This window comes from Amycolatopsis sp. lyj-90 (genome assembly GCF_046549035.1).
Taxonomy (GTDB): Bacteria; Actinomycetota; Actinomycetes; order Mycobacteriales; family Pseudonocardiaceae; genus Amycolatopsis.
This window is the reverse complement of the sequence record NZ_JAJPWP010000006.1, coordinates 1-21,501: the sequence shown is the minus strand read 5'-3', so window position 1 is coordinate 21,501 and position 21,501 is coordinate 1. Positions and strand designations below refer to the sequence as shown.

Genomic DNA, 21,501 nt, shown 5'->3' with positions numbered 1-21,501 from the left:
AAGGACCCGTCCAGAGAGGCGGGGAAGGAGGTCCGCCTTGTCGTCACGTCCCCGTGGCGCGGCGGAACCGGCGGGAGAGCGCGAGCTGCTCTCGTCCGGGGATGTCGCGCGCACGATCGCCCGAATGGCCCACCAGGTCATCGAGAAGACCGCTCTCGGTGCCGGTGGCTCGACTCCGCCCGTGTTGCTGGGCATCCCCACCCGGGGTACCCCGCTCGCCCTGCGGCTCGCGGACAAGATCGCCGAGTTCTCCGGCATCCGTCCGCCGACCGGCGCGCTGGACATCACGCTCTACCGTGATGATCTCCGCCGCCGCCCGCCCCGCGCGCTCGAACATTCGCAGCTGCCGCCGACCGGTATCGACGACGCGGTGGTGATCCTGGTCGACGACGTGCTGTTCTCCGGCCGCACCATCCGCGCCGCCCTCGACGCCCTGCGCGACCACGGCCGCCCGCGCGCGGTCCAGCTGGCCGTGCTGGTCGACCGCGGCCATCGCGAACTGCCGATCCGCGCCGACTACGTGGGCAAGAACGTGCCCACCTCGCGTGCCGAGGGGATCGAGGTCCTGCTGTCCGAAGTGGACGGACGGGACTCGGTTCTGCTGCGGGCGCAAGCAGAAGGAGACCGATCGTGAAGCACCTGCTCGCCACCGACGGGCTCGACCCGGCGCTCGCGACAGCCGTGCTGGACACCGCCGAAGAGCTCAAGCACACCCTGCTGGGCCGCGAGGTCCGGAAACTGCCGACGTTGCGCGGCCGCACCGTCATCACGTTGTTCTACGAGAACTCGACCCGCACCCGCGTCTCGTTCGAGATCGCGGGGAAGTGGATGAGCGCCGACGTGATCAACGTCTCCGCGTCCAGTTCCTCGGTCAACAAGGGCGAATCACTGCGGGACACCGCGCTGACGCTGGCCGCGGCGGGCGCCGACTGCGTGATCATCCGGCACCCCGCATCCGGTGCGGCACAGCGGCTTTCGGGCTGGCTCGCCGAAGCGGGAACGGCGGTCGTCAACGCGGGTGACGGTACCCACGAGCATCCGACGCAGGCGCTGCTCGACGCGGCGACCCTGCGGGAGCGGCTCGGCTCGCTGGAGGGCCGCCGGATCGCCATCGTCGGCGACGTCCTGCACAGCCGGGTCGCGCGGTCGAACATCCACCTGCTGTCCTCGCTGGGCGCCGAAGTGGTGCTCGTCGCGCCGCCGACCCTGCTGCCCGCCGGGGTGGAAAGCCTCCCGGTCACGGTGTCGCACGAACTCGACGCCGAACTGCCCGCGGTCGACGCGGTCATGATGTTGCGGGTGCAGGCGGAACGTATGCACGGGGGCTTCTTCCCCTCGGCGCGTGAGTACTCGATCGCGTACGGCCTCAACGAGCGGCGGATGAAGCTGCTGCCCGAGCACGCCGTCGTCCTGCACCCCGGCCCGATGCTGCGCGGGATGGAGATCGCCTCGGCGGTCGCCGACTCCCCGGCCTCGGCCATCACCGAACAGGTCCGCAACGGCGTCCACGTGCGCATGGCGGTCCTTTACCACCTGCTCGCGAGCGAAGGAGCCACCGCGTGACCACCGTCCTGATCAAGGGCGCCCGACCCTACGGCGAGGGCGACCCGGTCGACGTACTCGTCGAGGACGGGGTCATCACCGACATCGGTGCCCTGGACACCCCCGAAGACGCCGAGGTGATCGACGCGGGCGGCCAGGTGCTGCTCCCCGGTTTCGTCGACCTGCACACCCACCTGCGGGAACCCGGCCGCGAGGACACCGAGACCATCGCCACCGGTTCGGCCGCGGCCGCGCTCGGCGGCTACACCGCGGTGTTCGCCATGGCCAACACCGACCCGGTGGCCGACAACGCGGTGATCGTCGACCACGTGTGGCGGCGCGGCCAGGAGGCCGGGCTGGTCGACGTGCACCCGGTCGGCGCGGTCACCGTGGGCCTCAAGGGCGAGAAGCTCGCCGAACTGGGCACCATGGCGAAGTCCGAGGCCCAGGTGAAGGTCTTCTCCGACGACGGCCTGTGTGTCGCGGACCCGCTGCTGATGCGCCGCGCGCTGGAGTACTCGACGGCGCTCGGTGTGGTCATCGCCCAGCACGCCGAGGAGCCCCGGCTGACCGTCGGCGCGCAGGCGCACGAAGGCGAGCACTCCGCGCGCCTGGGCTACACCGGCTGGCCCGCCTCGGCGGAGGAGTCGATCGTCGCCCGTGACTGCCTGCTCGCCCGGCACGCGAACGCGCGGCTGCACGTCTGCCACGTCTCGACCTCGGGCACGGCCGACATCCTGAAGTGGGCCAAGGAGCGCGGCACCAAGGTCTCGGCCGAGGTCACCCCGCACCACCTGCTGCTGACCGACGAGCGGCTCGCCACCTACGACCCGGTCAACAAGGTCAACCCGCCGCTGCGCACCGGGTCCGACGCCGAGAAGCTGCGCGCCGCGCTGGCCGAGGGCGTCATCGACTGCGTCGCCACCGACCACGCGCCGCACGCGGTCCAGGACAAGGACTGCGAGTGGAACTCCGCGCGCCCCGGCATGCTCGGTCTGCAGACCGCGCTGTCGATCGTGGTCGAGACCATGGTCCGCACCGGCCTGCTGGACTGGCGGGGCGTCGCGCGCGTGATGAGCGAGCGGCCCGCCGAGATCGGGAACCTGTCCGACCACGGCCGTCCGATCGAGGTCGGCGAACCGGCCAACCTGACACTGGTGGACCCGGACACCGAATGGACCGTGCGGGGCGCCGAGTTCGCGAGTATCGCGGCGAACACCCCGTACGAAGGAATGCGGCTCCCCGGCGTGGTGACGGCGACGTTGCTGCGCGGGCGGATCACCGCGCGGGAAGGGAAGATCACCCCATGAGCGACCGGATCCTGCTGACCCTGGCGGTCTTCGCCTTCTTCCTCGTCTGCGTCCTCCTGATGTGGCGCGGCTGGCGGCGGAAGTCCCGCGCGCAGAGCGTCCAGGTGCCGCCGTTCGCCGAGATCCCGGCGGAGCCCGGCGACGCGCTGATCGAGTCGACCGGCGTCTACATCAGCACGACGACGGCGGGGCACTGGCAAGAGCGGGTCGTCACCCGCGGCGCGGGCTTGCGCACCGGCGCGGTCTGGCGCCTGCACGCCGACGGCATCGCCATCGAACGCGGCGGCGCCCCGGACTTCTGGATCCCGCGTGCCTCCGTCACCGGCGTCCGCAAGGACAAGGGCATGGCCGGGAAGGTGATGGGCATCGACGCGCTGCTCGTCATCACCTGGCTCGCCGGTGACGTCGCACTGGACACCGGATTCCGCGGCGACGACGTCGACGACTATCCACAGTGGATCGAAGCTTTGCAAGACGTTCACAACGACATCAAGGGAGGTGCCTGATGAGCACCACGAACGGTTCCAGGACCCCCGCCGCGCTGGTCCTGGAGGACGGCCGCGTGTTCCGCGGCTCCGCGTACGGCGCCCGTGGCCGCAGCCTGGGCGAGGCGGTGTTCTGCACCGGCATGACCGGCTACCAGGAGACGCTGACCGACCCCTCCTACCACCGGCAGATCGTGGTCCAGACCGCGCCGCAGATCGGCAACACCGGCTGGAACGACGAGGACGACGAGTCCTCGCGCATCTGGGTTTCCGGCTACGTCGTCCGCGACCCCGCGCGCACCCCGTCCAACTGGCGCTCGAAGCGCACGCTGGACGAGGAACTGGAGCGCCAGGGCGTCGTCGGGATCTCCGAAGTGGACACCCGCACGCTGACCCGGCACCTGCGCGAGCAGGGCGCCATGCGGTCCGGCGTCTTCTCGGGTGACGCGCTGGGCAGCGACGAGCAGATGCTCGCCGAGGTGCAGGCCAGCCCGCAGATGAAGGGCGCCGACCTCGCCGGCGAGGTGAGCACCAAGCAGACGTACGTGGTCGAGGCGCAGGGCGAGCGGAAGTTCCGCGTGGCCGCGCTGGACCTGGGCATCAAGTCCAACACCCCGCGCATGATGGCCGCGCGCGGCATCGAGGTGCACGTGCTGCCCTCTTCATCCACTGTGGACGAACTGCTCGCGGTCGAGGCGGACGGCGTGTTCCTGTCCAACGGCCCGGGCGACCCGGCGACCACCGCGCACGCGACCGAGCTGACGAAAGCGGTGCTGCAGCGGGAAATCCCGTTGTTCGGCATCTGCTTCGGCAACCAGATCCTCGGCCGCGCGCTGGGGCTGGGCACCTACAAGATGCGTTACGGCCACCGCGGGATCAACATCCCGGTGATCGACGTGGCGACGAAACGGGTCGCGATCACCGCGCAGAACCACGGATTCGCCCTCGAAGGCGAGCCGGGCCAGCGGTTCGAGACGCCGTTCGGCGCCGCCCAGATCTCGCACTACTGCCCGAACGACGACACCGTCGAAGGTGTCCGCGCGTTCGACGTCCCCGCGTTCTCGGTGCAGTACCACCCCGAGGCCGCCGCCGGCCCGCACGACGCGGCCCCCCTGTTCGATGAGTTCGTCGCTTTGATGGAGAAGGCCAAGTAATGCCGAAGAGGACAGACATCCAGCACGTGCTGGTGATCGGCTCCGGGCCGATCGTGATCGGCCAGGCGGCGGAGTTCGACTACTCCGGCACCCAGGCCTGCCGCGTACTCCGCGAAGAGGGACTGCGCGTCTCGCTGGTGAACTCGAACCCGGCGACCATCATGACCGACCCCGAGTTCGCCGACGCGACCTACATCGAGCCGGTCACCCCGGAATTCGTCGAGAAGGTCATCGCCGAGGAGCGCCCCGACGCGATCCTCGCGACACTCGGCGGGCAGACGGCCCTGAACTGCGCCGTCGCCCTGCACGAGCGCGGTGTCCTGGAGAAGTACGGCGTCGAGCTGATCGGCGCCGACGTCGACGCCATCCAGCGCGGTGAGGACCGGCAGAAGTTCAAGAACATCGTCGCCGAAATCGGCGCCGAGACCCCGCGCAGCCGCGTCTGCCACACGATGGACGAGGTCCGCGCGACCGTCGCCGACGTCGGCCTCCCGGTCGTCATCCGGCCGTCGTTCACCATGGGCGGGCTCGGTTCGGGCATGGCGCACACCGACGAGGAGCTGGAGCGGCTCGCCTCCACCGGTCTCGACGAGTCGCCGGTCACCGAGGTGCTCATCGAGGAGAGCGTCCTCGGCTGGAAGGAGTTCGAACTCGAGCTCATGCGCGACCGGCACGACAACGTGGTGGTCGTCTGCTCGATCGAGAACATCGACGCGATGGGCGTGCACACCGGCGACTCGGTCACCGTCGCGCCCGCGATGACCCTGACCGACCGCGAGTACCAGCACATGCGCGACGTCGGCATCGACGTGCTGCGCGCGGTCGGCGTCGACACCGGCGGCTGCAACATCCAGTTCGCGATCAACCCGGCCGACGGCCGCATGGTCGTCATCGAGATGAACCCGCGCGTCTCCCGGTCGAGCGCGCTGGCGTCGAAGGCGACCGGCTTCCCGATCGCCAAGATCGCCGCGAAGCTCGCCATCGGCTACACGCTCGACGAGATCCGCAACGACATCACCGGCGAGACCCCGGCGGCCTTCGAGCCGACGCTGGACTACGTCGTGGTGAAGGTGCCGCGGTTCGCCTTCGAGAAGTTCCCCGGCGCGGACCCCACGCTGACCACGACGATGAAGAGCGTCGGCGAGGCGATGTCGTTCGGCCGCAGCTTCCCCGAGGCGCTCGGCAAGGCCCTGCGGTCCATCGACACCAAGGCCACCGGTTTCTGGACCCGCCCCGATCCCGAAGGCGCGACGCTGGAGTCTATTTTGGACGCCCTGCGCACGCCGCACGACGGCCGGATCTACGAGGTCGAGCGGGCGCTGCGGTTCGGCGGCACCGTCGAGCAGATCCACGAGGCTTCGGGCATCGACCCGTGGTTCATCGACCAGATCGCCCTCATCGGCGAGGTCGGTTCCGAGGTCCGCGACGCCCAGGTGCTCGACGAGCCGCTGCTGCGGCGCGCCAAGCGCACCGGTCTCTCCGACCGCCAGATCGCCGCGCTGCGGCCGGAACTGGCGGGCGAGGACGGCGTCCGCGCGCTGCGCCGCCGTCTCGGCGTGCGGCCGGTGTACAAGACCGTCGACACCTGCGCGGCCGAGTTCGCGGCCAAGACGCCGTACCACTACTCGGCCTACGAGACCGACCCCGCGGCGCAGTCGGAGATCACCGCGCAGACCGAGAAGCCGAAGGTCCTGATCCTCGGTTCCGGGCCGAACCGCATCGGGCAGGGCATCGAGTTCGACTACTCGTGCGTGCACGCCGCGATCGCCCTGCGCGAGGCCGGTTTCGAAGCCGTCATGGTCAACTGCAACCCCGAGACCGTCTCCACCGACTACGACACCTCGGACAGGCTCTACTTCGAGCCGCTGTCGTTCGAGGACGTCCTGGAAGTGGTCAACGCCGAGCAGGAGTCGGGCACCGTCGCCGGGGTCATCGTGCAGCTGGGCGGCCAGACGCCGCTTTCGCTCGCGAAGCGCCTCGCCGACGCCGGCGTGCCCGTGATCGGCACCTCCCCGGACGCGATCCACCTCGCCGAGGACCGCGGCGCGTTCGGCGAGGTCCTCACCGACGCCGGGCTGCCCGCGCCGAAGTACGGCACGGCGACCTCGTTCGAGGGCGCCAAGCGGATCGCCGACAAGATCGGCTACCCGGTCCTGGTGCGGCCGTCCTACGTACTGGGCGGGCGCGGCATGGAGATCGTCTACGACGAGGAGTCGCTCGCCGGCTACATCCACCGCGCCACCGAGGTCACCCCCGAGCACCCGGTGCTGGTGGACCGCTTCCTCGACGACGCCATCGAGATCGACGTCGACGCGCTGTTCGACGGCGACGAGCTCTTCCTCGGCGGCGTCATGGAGCACATCGAGGAGGCCGGGATCCACTCCGGCGACTCCTCGTGCGCGCTGCCGCCGATCACGCTGGGCCGGACCGACATCGAGACGGTGCGCCGCTCGACCGAGGCCATCGCGCGCGGTGTCGGCGTCCGCGGGCTCCTGAACGTCCAGTACGCGCTCAAGGACGACGTCCTGTACGTCCTGGAGGCCAACCCGCGCGCCTCGCGGACGGTGCCGTTCGTGTCGAAGGCGACCGCGGTGCCGCTGGCCAAGGCCGCGGCGCTGATCATGACCGGCTCGTCGATCAAGGACCTGCGCGAGTCCGGTGTCCTCCCGGCCGAGGGTGACGGGGGCCACATGCCCGCCGATTCGCCGGTCGCGGTCAAGGAGGCGGTCCTGCCGTTCCACCGCTTCCGTACCCCCGAGGGCCACGGTGTCGACTCGCTGCTCGGCCCGGAGATGAAGTCGACCGGCGAGGTCATGGGCGTCGACGTCTCCTTCGGGAAGGCGTTCGCCAAGTCCCAGGCCGGGGCCTACGGTTCGCTGCCGACGTCGGGCAAGGTGTTCGTCTCCGTCGCCAACCGCGACAAGCGCTCGCTGGTGTTCCCGGTGAAGCGGCTGGCGGATCTCGGGTTCGAGATCCTCGCCACCTCGGGTACGGCGGAAGTGCTGCGGCGCAACGGGATCGCCTGCACCGTCGTGCGCAAGCACTACGAAGGTTCCGCCGAAGGCGAGCAGAACGTCGTGGATGTCATCCTCAGCGGCGAAGTGCAGATGGTGATCAACACTCCTTACGGGAACAGCGGTCCGCGCATCGACGGCTACGAAATCCGTACCGCCGCGGTGTCGCGCGACATCCCCTGCATCACCACGGTGCAGGGCGCCGCGGCGGCCGTGCACGGGATAGAGGCCGTCATCAAGGGCGACATCGGCGTCCGCTCGCTGCAGAGCCTTCAGGCGGCGCTGAAGGCCAAGGCATGAGCGAGCGGTTCGGGGCGAGGCTGGCGCGGGCGGTCGCGGAGAAGGGGCCGCTCTGCGCCGGGATCGACCCCCATCCCGGGTTGCTCCAGGCGTGGGGTCTTCCCGCGGACGCGGGCGGTTTGGAGAAGTTCGCCCTCACGGCCGCTGAGACGATCGCGCCCGAGGTCGCGGTGATCAAGCCCCAGTCGGCCTTTTTCGAGGCCTACGGGCCTCCTGGGGTCGCTGTTCTGGCCAAGACGATGAAGGTGTGCCGGGAAGCGGGCGCGCTCGTCCTGCTGGACGTCAAGCGCGGCGACATCGGCTCCACGATGGCGGCGTACACGGCGGCCTTCCTGCCGTCGGGGGCGGAACTCGAGGCCGACGCCATAACGGTGTCCCCATACCTCGGCTTCGGCTCGCTGGCCCCCGCGCTCGACGTTGCGCAGGCGCAAGGCAAGGGGCTGTTCGTCCTCGCGCGGACCTCCAACCCGGAGGCGCAGGGACTGCAGAACGCCTTGCTGCCCAACGGAAAGACCGTCGCGCAGGACATCGTCGACACGGCGGCCGGGTACAACGCCGGTGTCGGGCCGCTGGGTGACATCGGTGTCGTCGTCGGTGCCACCATCGCGCCGGGAGAGCTCGATCTGAGCAAGCTGAACGGTCCCGTGTTGGCACCCGGTTTCGGGGCTCAGGGGGCCACTCCGGCCGATTTGCGGGCACTTTTCGGGCCGGCGCTGCCCGGTGTGCTCCCGGCGTCTTCCCGCGACGTGCTCAAGCACGGGCCGGATCCCGAAGCGTTGCGTGCGGCCGTTCGGAGGACACGGGATTCCCTCGGTTCCCTGGAAAACGGCCAATAGCAGGCCCGGGAATCCGTCATGACCAGCCACCCCCGCATTGTGGGCCGAGGTAACGGGTGGGTACCGTCGCCACACCCACCCAGATTTGAGAACTACCGGAGGAAAACGTGGCACTTCCCCAGCTGACAGAGGAACAGCGCGCTGCGGCGCTGGAGAAGGCCGCCGCCGCCCGCCGCATCCGTGCTGAGCTGAAGGAGCGGCTGAAGCGGGGCGGTACCACTCTGGTCGACGTGTTGAAGCAGGCCGAGGAGAACGAAGTCCTCGGCAAGATGAAGGTCTCGGCTCTGCTCGAGGCTCTTCCGGGCGTCGGCAAGGTCCGTGCCCAGCAGACCATGGAACGACTGGAGATCGCACCCAGCCGTCGTCTTCGCGGCCTCGGCGACCGGCAGCGCAAGGCGCTGCTGGCCGAATTCAGCGGCGAGTGAGCGGCACCGGTCAGGACCACCCGGTGATCCCGGGCGCTGACCGCGGCGGTGAGCCGGTGGCGGGAGTTTCTTCCCGGCACCGGCTCACGGTCGTATCAGGGCCTTCGGGGGTCGGGAAGTCGAGCGTGGCGGGGGAGCTGCGCAAGCTGGATCCGGAGATCTATTTCAGCGTCTCGGTGACCACCAGGAAGCCGAGGCCGGGTGAGGTGGACGGCGAGCACTACCACTTCGTCGACCGCGCCGAGTTCGACCGCATGGTCGCCGCGGGCGAGCTGCTGGAGCACGCCGAGTTCACCGGTAACTGCTACGGCACCCCGCGTGAGCCCGTCGAGCGGGCTTTGGCCGCCGGGCGCAACGCCGTGCTGGAGATCGAACTCCAGGGCGCGCGGCAGGTCCGCAAGGCGATGCCGGAGGCGCGGCTGGTGATGCTGATGCCGCCGTCGTGGGACGAACTGGTCGGCAGGCTGACCGGCCGCGGCACCGAGAACGAGGCCGCGGTGAAGGCCAGGCTGGCCGAGGCCGAGCGCGAACTCGCCGCAGCCGGGGAGTTCGACGAGCGCGTCGTCAACGCCGACGTGCGAGACGCCGCCGAGCAGTTGCTAAACTTGATAACCGGCGACCAGTAACACCGAAGATTCGGAGCACCACGAGTGACGACTCAGGCCACGCTGCACGAAGAGCTCGAAGGCATCACCAACCCGCCCATCGACGACCTCCTCGAGAAGGTCAGCTCGAAGTACGCGCTGGTGATCTACTCGGCCAAGCGCGCTCGCCAGATCAACGACTACTACGCCCAGCTGGGCGAGGGCCTGCTGGAGTACGTCGGCCCGCTGGTCGAGCCGGGCCCGCGCGAGAAGCCGCTGTCCATCGCCCTGCGCGAGATCCACGGTGGCCTGCTCGAGCACACCGAGGGTGAGTAGGCCCCGGGTCGTTCTGGGCGTGGGCGGCGGGATCGCCGCTTACAAGGCCTGTGAGGTCCTGCGCGGACTGACCGAATCCGGTCACGACGTCCGCGTGGTCCCCACCGAAGCCGCGCTGAACTTCGTCGGCGCGGCCACCTTCGAGGCACTGTCCGGGAACCCGGTGCACACCGGCGTCTTCACCGAAGTGCCCGAGGTCCAGCACGTCCGCGTCGGCAAGGAAGCCGATCTGGTGATCGTCGTGCCCGCCACGGCGAACCTGCTCGCCAAGGCCGCGCACGGCATCGCGGACGATCTGCTGACGAACACCCTGCTCACCGCCCGGTGCCCGGTCGCCTTCTTCCCGGCGATGCACACCGAGATGTGGGAGCACCCGGCCACCCGTGACAACGTGGCGCTGCTGCGCTCGCGCGGCCTGGTCGTCGCCGAACCCGCCGCGGGCAGGCTGACCGGCAAGGACACCGGCAAGGGACGGCTCGCCGACCCGGCCGAGATCGTCGACCTGGCCCGGCTCCTGCTCGCCGTGCCGGACGCCCTCCCGCGCGACCTCGAAGGCGTGCGCGTGGCGATTTCCGCGGGCGGCACCCGTGAGCCGCTCGACCCGGTCCGCTATCTGGGCAACCGTTCGTCGGGCAAGCAGGGCTACGCGCTGGCCCGCGTCGCCGCCCAGCGCGGCGCCGAGGTCACCCTGGTCACCGCGCACACCATCGCGCTGCCGGATCCGGCGGGCGCGAAGGTCGTCCACGTGTCCACCGCCGAGGAACTGCGCCAAGCGATGCACGCCGAGGCCGCGTCCGCCGACGTCGTCGTGATGGCCGCCGCCGTCGCCGATTTCCGGCCGTCGAACCGGGCCGAACACAAGATCAAGAAGTCCGACGATTCGCCGGACCCGGTCGTCGAACTGGCCCGGAACGCGGACATCCTGGCCGAACTGGTGCGCAACCGGATCGACGGCCAGCTGGTCGTGGGATTCGCCGCGGAAACCGGCGACGACAAGGGCGGTGTCCTCGACCACGCCCGGGTCAAACTGAAGCGCAAGGGCGCGGACCTGCTGGTGGTGAACGCCGTCGGCGAGGGAAAGGCGTTCGGGACCGAGGACAACTCGGGCTGGCTGCTCGGGGCGGACGGGACCGAGATCCCGATCCCGCTCGGCGCCAAGGCCGAGCTGGCGTCCACATTGTGGGACGCTGTTGTGACCTTGATGAAGCGTTGAGAGGCCTTTCACCGATAGTCAGTAGGCTTGAGCATCAAGCTGGGGGTGCCTAACTTTGTGGGCACCAGACGTCTAGGTGAGGGAGTGACGGCCACCGTGACCGCGTCCACGAGCAGACTGTTCACATCGGAATCGGTGACTGAGGGTCATCCCGACAAAATCTGTGATGCCATCAGCGATTCGATCTTGGACGGCTTGCTGGCCAAGGACCCGCGCAGCCGGGTCGCGGTCGAAACGCTCATCACCACCGGACAGGTGCACGTCGCCGGTGAGGTGACCACCGAGGCCTACGCGGACATCCCGACCATCGTCCGCGACGTGATCCTGAAGATCGGCTACGACTCTTCGGCCAAGGGCTTCGACGGCAACTCGTGCGGCGTCAACGTCGCGATCGGCTCGCAGTCGCCCGACATCGCGCAGGGTGTCGACACCGCGTACGAGTCCCGCGTCGAGTCCGACGAGGACGAGATCAACCGCCAGGGCGCCGGCGACCAGGGCCTGATGTTCGGCTACGCCTGCTCGGACACCCCCGAGCTGATGCCGCTGCCGATCGCGCTGGCGCACCGGCTCTCGCAGCGGCTGACCCGGGTCCGCAAGGACGGCGTGCTGCCGTACCTGCGCCCGGACGGCAAGACCCAGGTCACCATCGAGTACGCCGGCGACCAGCCGGTGCGGCTCGACACGGTGGTCGTGTCCACCCAGCACGCGGACGGCATCGACCTGGAGCAGATGCTCGGCGTCGACGTCCGCGAGCACGTGGTCGCCCCGGAGCTCGCCGAACTCGGTCTCGACACCTCCAACGTGCGGCTGCTGGTCAACCCGACCGGCCGCTTCGTCATCGGCGGACCGATGGGTGACGCCGGCCTGACCGGCCGCAAGATCATCGTCGACACCTACGGCGGCATGGCCCGTCACGGTGGCGGCGCGTTCTCCGGCAAGGACCCGTCCAAGGTCGACCGCTCGGCCGCGTACGCGATGCGCTGGGTGGCGAAGAACGTCATCGCCGCCGGTCTCGCCACGCGCGCCGAGGTCCAGGTCGCGTACGCGATCGGCAAGGCGGCCCCGGTGGGCCTCTTCGTCGAGACGTTCGGCACCGAGACGGTCGACCCGTCGAAGATCCAGAGCGCCATCACGCAGGTCTTCGACCTGCGCCCGGCCGCGATCATCCGCGACCTCGACCTGCTTCGCCCGATCTACGCGCCGACGGCCGCGTACGGCCACTTCGGCCGTCCCGAGCTGGGTCTCCCGTGGGAGAGCACGGCGCGGGCTGCGGACCTGAAGTCGGCCGCGGGCGCCTGATCGCTTCGGTCCAGTAGTGCTATGAAAGGCCCGTTACTTGCAAAATTTGCAAGTAACGGGCCTTTCATTGCACGCGGTGACGGAGAGCGGCGAGCGAGTCTGGTAGAGATCACCGGGTGAGCAGCAGTTCCGAACCGACCCCTCTGTGGGACCTTCCGGAGCCTCCGAAGGCCGAGCCGGCGCGGAAGGCCAAACCGTCCCGCGCGAAAACCGCCAGCCGCCGCGGAGCGCAGAACCCCGCGCCCGAGAACCCGGTCGCGCGGATCGTCGTGGACATCCCGCTCACGCATCTCGACCGGACCTTCGACTACCGGATCCCCGAGAAGCTGCACGAGACCGCCGTGCCCGGCTGCCGGGTGCGCGTCCGGTTCGCGGGCCAGCTCGTCGACGGGTATCTCGTCGAGCGCGCCGACACGACGGAGTTCACCGGCAAGCTCGCGTACATCGACAGGGTGACGTCCAGCGAGGCCGTCCTGCCCCCGGCGTTGCACACGCTCTGCCGGTCGGTCGCGGACCGGTACGGCGGCACGCTCAGCGACGTCCTGCGGCTGGCGATCCCGTCGAGGCACGCGAAAGTCGAGGGCGAGCCGTCCGCCGAGCCCGCGCCGACGCCGGAGGCGCCCGAAACCACCGCCTGGGAGAAGTACCAGAGCGGTCCGGCGTTCCTGGAGGCCGTCGCGGAACGGCGTCCGGCCAACGCCGTCTGGCAGGCCTTGCCGGGGGAGGACTGGCCGCGACGGCTCGCCGAAGCCGCCGCGGTGGCGGCCGCGGCCGGACGAGGTGTCGTGATGGTCGTCCCCGACCACCGTGATCTCACGCGGCTGCACGACGCCTGTTCCCAGCTGATGGGAGCCGATGCAGTGGTCGCGCTGATCGCCGGGCTGGGCCCCGCCGAGCGGTACCGCCGCTGGCTCGCGGTGCTGCGCGGCGCGGTGCGCGTCGTCGTCGGCACCCGCGCGGCGATGTTCGCGCCGGTCGCCGATCCCGGCCTGTTCGTGGTGTGGGACGACGGCGACGACGTCCACCTCGACCAGCACGCGCCGTATCCGCACGTCCGCGACGTGCTGATGGACCGCGCGCACGCCGCGAAGGGGTCGATGCTCGTCGCCGGTTTCGCGCGGACCGCGGAGGCGCAGTTCCTGGTGGAGTCGGGCTGGGCGCAGCCGCTCCTGGCGGCCCGTCCCGAACTGCGGGCGGCCGCGCCGCGGGTCACGCCGGTCGGCGAGGACTTCGACGTCGCCCGGGACGAAGCGGCGAAGGCGGCACGGCTCCCGTCGGTCGCTTTCGAGGCGGCACGGCAGTCGTTGGCGGGCGGATTCCCCGTCCTGGTCCAGGTTCCGCGTCGCGGGTACGTTCCGGGACTCGCCTGCGGCAACTGCCGGACGTCCGCGCACTGCCGTCGCTGCGCGGGCCCGCTTTCCTTGCCGGGCGGGCTGATCGACGGCGCGCCGAGGCCGCCCGCCTGCCGGTGGTGCGGTGTCCCCGAGACGAACTTCCATTGCGCCGCTTGCGGTTCCGTCCGCCTGCGGGCGGTCGTCGTCGGTTCCAAGCGGACCGCGGAGGAACTGGGCCGCGCGTTCTCCGGATTCCCGGTGCGGACCTCGGGCGCGACGGAGGTTTTGGCGTCGGTGCCCGGAAAACCGGCGCTGATTGTGTGCACGCCCGGGGCCGAGCCGGTCGCGGAGGGCGGCTACGGCGCGGCACTGCTGCTGGACGGCTGGGCGTTGCTGGGACGGCAGGATCTGCGCGCGGGTGAGGAGACCCTGCGCCGCTGGATGGCGGCCGCGGCCCTGGTGCGGCCGGGGACCGAAGGCGGTCGCGTGTTCGTCGGCGCGGAAGCGGGTCTCTCGGTCGTGCAGGCGCTGGTGCGCTGGGACCCGGGCTGGCACGCGAGCCTGGAACTGGCCGAGCGGCGCGAACTCGGCTTCCCGCCCGCGATGCGGATGGCGAGTATCGAAGGCACCCCGGACGCGGTCGCCGGGTTGCTCGACGACCTCCCCCTGCCGGAGACGGGCGAGGTGCTGGGCCCGGTGCCGCTCGGCGAAGTCGACGAGGACGGCAACGCCGAACGTGAGCGGGCCCTGGTCCGCGTCGCGCGTCCGGACGGGAAGGCGCTCGCCGCCGCCGTCCACGCCGCCGCCGCGAGACGGGACGCGCGCAAGGCCCCCGAACCCATCCGGATCCAGCTCGACCCGCTCGAACTCATCTAGCCCTCCGCTCGCCCGCGTTTCGTCCTCTAGTTGCGGTAGTTCGACGCTGAACTACCGCAACTAGAGGACGAATTGCAGGGGGCTAGAGGGTCGTGCCGGGGGTCGCGAGGACCTCGGCGCGGGGCGAAGCGCCCGTAGCGGGCGTAGCGGGCTTCGTGGCGGAGCCGCCGAGGGCGGCCGTGAGCAGGGAGACGATCTGCGACGAGATCGCCGCCCGCCGCGCCTCGAAATCGGCGTCGGTCAGGGCCGCCGGATCGGCCGGGGTGCCGAGCACGGGCGTGTGCAGGTGCCCGCCCGCGATCCCGGTCAGGCCGAGTCCCGTCCGCAGCCGGTTGCTGCGATACATCGATTCATTCGACAGATAGTTGCCGCCGCCGCCGGAAGCCGCGATCTCGCCGGGCTTCGGCGCGTCCGTCCGGCAAACGGCCGTTCCGGTCCCCGGCAGGCCACTGTCCGGCCAGACGCAGAACGCCTGGTTGTACAAGACCTGGTATGCCCCGGCGGGCGCGGCGAGCATCTTTTCGTACGGCAGCGTGGTTTCGATGAACTGGGCGTCCGGCTGCGGCCAGCCGGTGGCGGGCGGGACAGGGCCGCGGACGGGCTCGTCGAGGTTGTCCGGCGAACCACCGCGCCAGGCACCGGCCCAGCGCTCGATGTCGAACCGGCCGGGACGGCCCTGGCTGATCGTCATGATCAGTTCCGGACGGCGGAAGCGGTCCTTGAACGCCTTGCCGTACGCCGCCTCGACGATCCCGGCGTCGAAGTAGCTCCACACCACCGGGAACGACACGGCCTGCACCAGCGCGGGACCGGTCGGCGTCGGGATCACCTTGCCGTCCAGGTGCAGCGCGGCCGCGCCCGACGGGTTCGCGATGCGGACGCCGGCGCCGTTGAGGGTGAACGGGTCGAATCCGCTCACCAGCACCCGGCGCAGCTTCGGACCGGAGGGGAAGCGGGAGTCGTCGAGGCCGCGGGCACCGACGTCGAACGTCTTCAGCAGGTCTGCCCGGGCGGGAGCCGACAGCGGGAAGCGCGGCGTCCACTGGCGCAGTGCCTTGCTCATCTGCAGGCGCGCCCAGTACAGCGGCCGGTCGTCGGCCTTGTCGATGCCGCCGAGATCGGGACGGCGGCCCTGCGCGCGGTCGACGGCGGTCCGCCAGAGCCCGTCACCGGCGGTCTCCGCGAGCTTCTCCGCGCGCGGAGCGGTCTTCGTCCCGCAGAGGCGCGTCGTGAACTCGGAGACGAGCTTGTCGAATCCGGCGAGCCGGACGAGTTCCGGGCCGACCGCGGGGCCGCCCGAGGGCATCGTCGCGGTCAGCCGCTTCTCCTCGACGGTGATCGCCGCCGAGTCGTCGAAGCAGCCACGTGCGCTTTCGGCTTGCGCGACGCCGGGGACCGCGAGGACGGGGAGAGCGACGAGCAGCGGCAGGAGCGCGCTCCATCGCTTGCCGGGAGTCTTCATGGACCGCATTCTGCTCATCCGGGCAGGGCCGCACTACCGACGTTCGCAGGTCTGGACGGGTCTTGTCCGGGGTGGACAGGCGAGGCAGACTCGCGCCATGGCCGCGCACAGAAGCACTCCGGTACGCATCACCGCAGTCACCGCGATAGCCGCCCTGGTCGGTGTCGCCGCACCGGGGATCGCCTCGGCGGGTCCACCGACGCCACCGAAATCGCCGATCGCCGTCGGCTACCTGGGAGCCGTCTCGAGTATCGACGTCGACGCGACCGCGATCGGCACGAAGATCCTGCGCGAGGGCGGCAACGCCGTCGACGCGGCCGTCGCGACCGCCGCCGCGCTGGGCGTCACCGACCCGTTCTCCGCCGGTGTCGGCGGTGGCGGCTTCTTCGTCTACTACGACGCGCGCAGCGGCAAGGTCCACACCCTCGACGGCCGTGAGACCGCGCCGTCGTCGGCGAACGAGAACCTCTTCGTCGAGAACGGCAAGGCGATCCCGTTCGCCGAGGCCGTCACCAGCGGGTTGAGCGTCGGGGTGCCCGGCACGCCCGCCACCTGGCAGGAAGCCCTGCGCAAATGGGGGACCAAGTCGCTGGCGAAGGCGGTCAAACCCGCCGAAGAACTGGCTCGCAAGGGTTTCACCGTCGATCAGACCTTCAATACCCAGATCGCCAACAACGCCGCCCGTTTCTCGGCGTTCCCGTCCACCCGGTCGCTGTACCTGCCCGGCGGGGCGCCGCCCGCGGTCGGCACGACGTTCAAGAACCCGGACCTCGCGGGCACGTACGCGCAACTCGCCGCGAAGGGCACCGACGCGCTCTATCGCGGGCCGATCGGCGCGGACGTCGTCGACACCGTGCGGAAACCGCCAGTCGACCCGGCCTCGGCACTGAACGTGCGGCCCGGTGACCTGACCGCGGCCGACCTCGCCAAGTACCGCGTCGTCGAGCGGAAGCCGACCAAGACCGAGTACCGGGGCCTCGACGTCTACGGCATGCCCGCGCCGTCGTCCGGCGGGCTGACCGTCGGCGAGGCGCTGAACATCCTCGAGAACAAGAAGCTGAGCAAGCTGGAGAAGGCCGACTACCTGCACTACTTCCTCGAGTCGACCCGCTACGCCTTCGCCGACCGCAACCGGTGGATCGGCGACCCGGCCTTCGTGGACGTCCCGGCGAAGGAACTGATCAGCCAGAAGTTCGCCGACAGCCGCGCGTGCCTGATCGACCCCGCGAAGGCCGGGACGAGCCCGGTCGCGCCCGCCGACCCGCGCAAGCCGGTGCCGTGTGTCGCGGGGACGAACTCCGCGCCGACGCCGTACGAGGGCGAGAACACCACGCACCTCACGGTCGCCGACCGGTGGGGCAACGTCGTCGCCTACACGCTGACCATCGAGCAGGAGGGCGGCAGCGGCATCGTCGTGCCGGGCCGCGGGTTCCTGCTCAACAACGAACTGACCGACTTCTCCTTCACCCCGGTGACGCCGGGCGTGCCCGACCCGAACCTGCCGGGCCCGGCCAAGCGGCCGCGGTCTTCGATGGCGCCGACCATCGTGCTCGACCACGGCAAGCCGCTGCTCGCGGTCGGTTCACCCGGTGGGGCGTCGATCATCACCACCGTGCTGCAGATCCTCACCGGCCGGATCGATCGCGGCCTGAAGCTGGTCGACGCGATCGCCGAGCCGCGCGCGTCGCAGCGGAACTCGGCGGCCGCGCAGGTCGAGCAGTCGTTCCTCGACCAGGCCGACGTGCTCGCGATCCTGAAGGGCAAGCAGCAGGGCTTCTCGACGGCGCCCGCGGAGATCGGGGCCGCGACCGGCGTCGAACGGCTGCGGGACGGCCGGTGGCTCGCCGCCGCCGAACCGACCCGGCGGGGTGGCGGCTCGGCGGCCGTCGTCCTGCCCTGGCCACACCGATAGGGACTCACGCGCTTCCGTGGTCGGTGCCGGAGGTGCAATGAAAGGCCCGTTACTTGCAAAATTTGCAAGTAACGGGCCTTTCATTGCACGCGCGGGGGCGCAGGGGGACAGCGAGCGCGCCGGGTGAGTGGGGCCCTTCTAGACTGAGCGGCGATGTTCGCCCAGTCAGAGGTACCCGTCCCCCCGGTGGAGGTGCGTTGATGCGCCTCGTCTTCGCCGGTACCCCAGAACCCGCCGTCCCGTCGCTGCGCGCGCTCCTCGCGTCCGAGCGGCACGAGGTCGTCGCTGTCGTGACCCGTCCGGACGCCCAGGCGGGCCGCGGCCGCCGCGTCGTCCGGTCCCCGATCGGCGCGCTGGCCGACGAGCACGGGATCGAGGTGCTGACCCCGCCGAAAGCGAGCGACCCCGCGTTCCTCGCCCGGCTCGCGGAGATCGCCCCCGACGCGTGCCCCGTCGTCGCGTACGGGGCGCTGCTGCCCCAGGCGGCGCTGGACATCCCGGAGCACGGCTGGGTCAACCTGCACTTCTCGCTGCTGCCCGCGTGGCGTGGCGCCGCGCCGGTCCAGGCCGCGATCCGCGCCGGGGACGAGATCACCGGCGCCTCGACGTTCCGGATCGTCAAGGAACTCGACGCGGGCCCGGTCTACGGGGTGATCACCGAGCAGATCGCCGCCACCGACACCGCCGGGGAGCTCCTCGGCAGGCTGTCGGAGTCCGGGGCGAAGCTGCTCGTGTCCACGATGGACGGAATCGCCGACGGCACGCTGCGCGCCGTCGAGCAGACCGGGGACGGCGTGAGCTACGCGCCCAAGGTGACCGTCGAGGACGCGCGCGTCTCGTTCGCCGACCCGGGCACGGCCGTCGACAGGCAGATCCGCGCGGTCAGCCCGGAACCGGGCGCGTGGGCGGAGTTCCGGGGCGAGCGGCTGAAGCTCGGCCCGGTGACGGTCGTCGACGAGCCGGGGCCCCCGCCCGGCGAAATGGTCGTGGAGCGCAAGCGGGTCCTGGTTGGCACGGCGTCGAAACCGGTGCGGCTGGGCGAAGTGCAGGCGCAGGGGAAGAAGCGGATGGCGGCCACCGACTGGGCGCGCGGTACGAGGATCGAACAAGGAGAGCGCCTGCAGTGAACGAGCGTAGGGAACGCCGGCCGTCGAGGCCGGAGCGCGGCCGTCCGGGCCCGCGTAAGGAAGGGCCCAGCCGCCCGCCGCAGATCGACCCGGCCCGCCAGGTCGCCTTCGACGTGCTGCGCGCCGTCCGTGAAGAGGACGCGTACGCGAACTTGGTGCTGCCGCAGCTGCTGCGCAACCGCCGGATCTCCGGCCGGGACGCCGCGCTGGCCACCGAACTGACTTACGGCACCTGCCGCGCGGTCGGCATGCTGGACGCCGTCATCGAGGCATGCCTCGTCGACCGCCCGCTGGCCAAGGTCGACGCCGTGGTGCTGGACGGCCTGCGCCTCGGCGCGTACCAGCTGCTGCGCACCCGCATCCCCGAGCACGCCGCCGTCGGGTCCACTGTGGACCTGGTTCGCGCCGAAGTCGGTTCCTGGATCGCGGGTTTCGTCAACGCCGTGCTGCGCTCGGTGTCCGAAAAGGACGAAGAGACCTGGCTCGACGAGCTGGCTCCGGACGAGGCCGTCGATTCGATCGGTGCCTACGCGCTGCGGACCGCGCACCCGCGCTGGGTCGCCCGTTCCTTCGCGGAAGCGCTGGGGGACAAGGGAGCCGAGCTGAAGGCGGCGCTGGAAGCCGACGACGAGCGCCCCGACGTGCACCTGGTCGCCCGCCCCGGCGAGATCAGCGCCGACGAGCTGGCCGCCATCACCGGCGGCGACGTCGCGCCGTACTCGCCCTACGGCGTCCGGATGCCCGCGGGCTCCGGTGACCCCGGCGATGTCGAGCCGATCAAGGAAAAGCTGGCCGCGGTGCAGGACGAGGGCAGCCAGCTGTGCGCCGTCGCCGTCACCAAGGTGCCGCTCAAGGGCTCCGACGAGCGCTGGCTGGACCTGTGCGCCGGGCCGGGCGGAAAGGCCGCGCTGCTGGGCGCGCTCGCGTCGATCGGCGGCGCGACCGTGGACGCCGTCGAGAAGGCGCCGCACCGCGCGAAGCTGATCGAGAACGCCGTCCAGGGGCTCCCGGTGACCATCCACGTCGCCGACGGCCGCGAGACCGGCCTCGAACCGGGCTACGACCGCGTCCTGGTCGACGCGCCGTGCAGCGGGCTCGGCTCGCTGCGCCGCCGCCCGGAGGCGCGCTGGCGCCGTCAGCCCAGCGACATCTCGGACCTGACGAAACTGCAGGGCCAGCTGATCACCGCGGCGCTGGACCTGGTCCGCCCCGGCGGCATCGTCACCTACGTCGTGTGCTCGCCGCATCTGGCCGAGACCGAAGGCGTCGTGGGGGAGACCGCGCGCCGCGCCGGCGCCGAGATCGTGGACGCGCGGCCGTTCTTCCCGGACGTCCCGCAGCTCGGCAACGGCCCGTACGTCCAGCTGTGGCCGCACCGTCACGGCACCGACGCGATGTTCTGCGCCGTCCTGCGGAAGCCGGAAACCGCCGGGTGACCAGGGTCCTCGGCCTGGTCGCGAGCTCGTGCGGCGGACTGGACACCCGGTTCGCCGCGCAGCTCGCGCAACCGGCCGCGGACCGCGGCTGGGAGCTCGCGATCACGCTGACCCCCACCGCGGCGCGCTGGCTGGAGAAGACCGGCGGGATCGGTGACCTGGAGAAGAGCACCGATCTGCCGGTCCGCAGCACCTCCCGGCTGCCGGGTGAACCCCGGCCGCATCCGGATCCCTCGGTGTTCCTGTTCGCGCCCGCGTCCGCGAACTCCGTGGCGAAACTGGCGCTGGGCATCGCCGACAACCAGGCGCTGACCCTGCTCGGTGACGTCCTCGGCACGCCGGGGATCACGATCGTCCTGGGGTATCAGATCCAGGACACACGGGTGCACCATCCGGCGTGGCGACGCCATCTCGACACGCTCGCCTCCGCCGGTGTCACCACCGCGAGGCTCACTCCGGACGAGCCCTGGACTTCCGTGCTGGACCTGCTCCCTTAGCCCTAGCGGGTGCGGGGCACCTAGCTCGAGGTGGTCGTGAGTGGCGATTAGCGTTCTAATCGGGGAGAAGTGGCACCGACCGTGTGGATTCTGGTGCGTTGGATGACCGGAAATCCACACACCCCTCCCTCAGCGACACCTCGCGCTCGCCCACGTGACGTACGAGGTGACCACTGGCGGCCTTGAGACCGGCAGGCGCTGTTCAAGGACTTGCCACCCGACAGGGCATGTTGCGAAAGCCACTCAGTGTCAGGGTTGGTGTGACCGCTTGTTGTGTGGTTAGGGTCCGGTCTTGGTCGCGTGGTGACTCAGAAAGCCACTGCCTTGCTGGCTTGTGAAAGAACTGTCCAGCGTGATCA

17 protein-coding genes and 1 pseudogene are annotated in these 21,501 nt (G+C 70.7%); 17 read left to right on the top strand and 1 reads right to left on the bottom strand.

Annotation, left to right across the window (positions count from 1 at the left end; genetic code table 11):
* Positions 1–37: 37 nt before the first annotated feature.
* From pyrR to ACLJPX_RS23200, 13 genes and pseudogenes are all read left to right on the top strand, one after another.
* Positions 38–634 (top strand): bifunctional pyr operon transcriptional regulator/uracil phosphoribosyltransferase PyrR, encoded by a 597-nt coding sequence (gene pyrR, locus ACLJPX_RS23260; RefSeq protein ID WP_410601944.1) that lies wholly within the window; start codon positions 38–40, stop codon positions 632–634.
* Positions 631–1,563, top strand: a complete 933-nt coding sequence (locus tag ACLJPX_RS23255) for an aspartate carbamoyltransferase catalytic subunit (RefSeq protein ID WP_410601943.1) — start codon at positions 631–633, stop codon at positions 1,561–1,563. The genes pyrR and ACLJPX_RS23255 overlap by 4 nt, the downstream gene beginning before the upstream one ends.
* Positions 1,560–2,852 carry a dihydroorotase gene (locus tag ACLJPX_RS23250; RefSeq protein ID WP_410601942.1) on the top strand — a complete coding sequence of 431 codons (1,293 nt, stop codon included), beginning with the start codon at positions 1,560–1,562 and terminating at the stop codon, positions 2,850–2,852. Before ACLJPX_RS23255 ends, ACLJPX_RS23250 begins: the two co-directional genes overlap by 4 nt.
* A complete protein-coding gene (locus ACLJPX_RS23245) occupies positions 2,849–3,358 on the top strand; it encodes a transporter (protein WP_410601941.1) in 510 nt (169 codons plus the stop codon). The genes ACLJPX_RS23250 and ACLJPX_RS23245 overlap by 4 nt, the downstream gene beginning before the upstream one ends.
* Entirely contained in the window at positions 3,358–4,491 is a 1,134-nt protein-coding gene (gene carA / locus ACLJPX_RS23240) for a glutamine-hydrolyzing carbamoyl-phosphate synthase small subunit (protein ID WP_410601940.1), read from the top strand. The genes ACLJPX_RS23245 and carA overlap by 1 nt, the downstream gene beginning before the upstream one ends.
* On the top strand, positions 4,491–7,805 hold the full coding sequence (carB, locus tag ACLJPX_RS23235; RefSeq protein ID WP_410601939.1) for a carbamoyl-phosphate synthase large subunit: 3,315 nt from the start codon (positions 4,491–4,493) through the stop codon (positions 7,803–7,805). The genes carA and carB overlap by 1 nt, the downstream gene beginning before the upstream one ends.
* Positions 7,802–8,641: an orotidine-5'-phosphate decarboxylase gene (pyrF, locus tag ACLJPX_RS23230; protein ID WP_410601938.1), complete on the top strand. Its 840-nt coding sequence runs from the start codon at positions 7,802–7,804 to the stop codon at positions 8,639–8,641. Before carB ends, pyrF begins: the two co-directional genes overlap by 4 nt.
* Positions 8,642–8,748: 107 nt before the next feature.
* The gene (gene mihF, locus ACLJPX_RS23225; protein WP_003096398.1) at positions 8,749–9,066 is read left to right on the top strand and encodes an integration host factor, actinobacterial type; all 318 of its coding nucleotides are present in this window, start codon (positions 8,749–8,751) and stop codon (positions 9,064–9,066) included.
* Positions 9,063–9,720: pseudogene (gmk, locus tag ACLJPX_RS23220) on the top strand (guanylate kinase). Before mihF ends, gmk begins: the two are co-directional and overlap by 4 nt.
* The gene (gene rpoZ / locus ACLJPX_RS23215; protein WP_005152353.1) at positions 9,717–9,986 is read left to right on the top strand and encodes a DNA-directed RNA polymerase subunit omega; all 270 of its coding nucleotides are present in this window, start codon (positions 9,717–9,719) and stop codon (positions 9,984–9,986) included. The pseudogene gmk and the gene rpoZ overlap by 4 nt, the downstream one beginning before the upstream one ends.
* Positions 9,979–11,199, top strand: a complete 1,221-nt coding sequence (gene coaBC / locus ACLJPX_RS23210; protein WP_410601937.1) for a bifunctional phosphopantothenoylcysteine decarboxylase/phosphopantothenate--cysteine ligase CoaBC — start codon at positions 9,979–9,981, stop codon at positions 11,197–11,199. Before rpoZ ends, coaBC begins: the two co-directional genes overlap by 8 nt.
* 96 nt (positions 11,200–11,295) lie before the next feature.
* Positions 11,296–12,498: a methionine adenosyltransferase gene (gene metK / locus ACLJPX_RS23205; RefSeq protein ID WP_168214541.1), complete on the top strand. Its 1,203-nt coding sequence runs from the start codon at positions 11,296–11,298 to the stop codon at positions 12,496–12,498.
* A 116-nt stretch (positions 12,499–12,614) separates the two neighbouring features.
* Entirely contained in the window at positions 12,615–14,708 is a 2,094-nt protein-coding gene (locus ACLJPX_RS23200; RefSeq protein ID WP_101606742.1) for a primosomal protein N', read from the top strand.
* 82 nt (positions 14,709–14,790) lie between these two features.
* On the opposite strand, the gene ACLJPX_RS23195 is transcribed toward ACLJPX_RS23200, so the two are convergent.
* Positions 14,791–16,170 carry a hypothetical protein gene (locus ACLJPX_RS23195; protein ID WP_410601936.1) on the bottom strand — a complete coding sequence of 460 codons (1,380 nt, stop codon included), beginning with the start codon at positions 16,168–16,170 and terminating at the stop codon, positions 14,791–14,793.
* A gap of 97 nt (positions 16,171–16,267) precedes the next feature.
* On the opposite strand from ACLJPX_RS23195, the gene ggt reads away from it, so the two are divergent.
* The 4 genes from ggt to ACLJPX_RS23175 all read left to right on the top strand — a co-directional run bounded on the left by ggt (position 16,268) and on the right by ACLJPX_RS23175 (position 21,142).
* Positions 16,268–18,082, top strand: a complete 1,815-nt coding sequence (ggt, locus tag ACLJPX_RS23190; RefSeq protein WP_410601935.1) for a gamma-glutamyltransferase — start codon at positions 16,268–16,270, stop codon at positions 18,080–18,082.
* A 200-nt stretch (positions 18,083–18,282) separates the two neighbouring features.
* Complete coding sequence (gene fmt, locus ACLJPX_RS23185) at positions 18,283–19,209, top strand: methionyl-tRNA formyltransferase (protein ID WP_410601934.1); 927 nt, start codon at positions 18,283–18,285, stop codon at positions 19,207–19,209.
* On the top strand, positions 19,206–20,645 hold the full coding sequence (locus tag ACLJPX_RS23180) for an RsmB/NOP family class I SAM-dependent RNA methyltransferase (RefSeq protein WP_410601932.1): 1,440 nt from the start codon (positions 19,206–19,208) through the stop codon (positions 20,643–20,645). Before fmt ends, ACLJPX_RS23180 begins: the two co-directional genes overlap by 4 nt.
* Positions 20,642–21,142, top strand: a complete 501-nt coding sequence (locus ACLJPX_RS23175; RefSeq protein ID WP_410601931.1) for a flavoprotein — start codon at positions 20,642–20,644, stop codon at positions 21,140–21,142. Before ACLJPX_RS23180 ends, ACLJPX_RS23175 begins: the two co-directional genes overlap by 4 nt.
* Positions 21,143–21,501 lie beyond the last annotated feature (359 nt).

Bases quoted from the DNA above. Each gene is read 5' to 3' on its own strand.
- ACLJPX_RS23245 (WP_410601941.1), top strand. From the start codon at position 2,849: ATGAGCGACCGGATCCTGCTGACCCTGGCGGTCTTCGCCTTCTTCCTC.
- carA (WP_410601940.1), top strand. From the start codon at position 3,358: ATGAGCACCACGAACGGTTCCAGGACCCCCGCCGCGCTGGTCCTGGAG.
- carB (WP_410601939.1), top strand. From the start codon at position 4,491: ATGCCGAAGAGGACAGACATCCAGCACGTGCTGGTGATCGGCTCCGGG.
- pyrF (WP_410601938.1), top strand. From the start codon at position 7,802: ATGAGCGAGCGGTTCGGGGCGAGGCTGGCGCGGGCGGTCGCGGAGAAG.
- ACLJPX_RS23195 (WP_410601936.1), bottom strand. From the start codon at position 16,170: ATGAAGACTCCCGGCAAGCGATGGAGCGCGCTCCTGCCGCTGCTCGTC.
- ggt (WP_410601935.1), top strand. From the start codon at position 16,268: ATGGCCGCGCACAGAAGCACTCCGGTACGCATCACCGCAGTCACCGCG.
- fmt (WP_410601934.1), top strand. From the start codon at position 18,283: ATGCGCCTCGTCTTCGCCGGTACCCCAGAACCCGCCGTCCCGTCGCTG.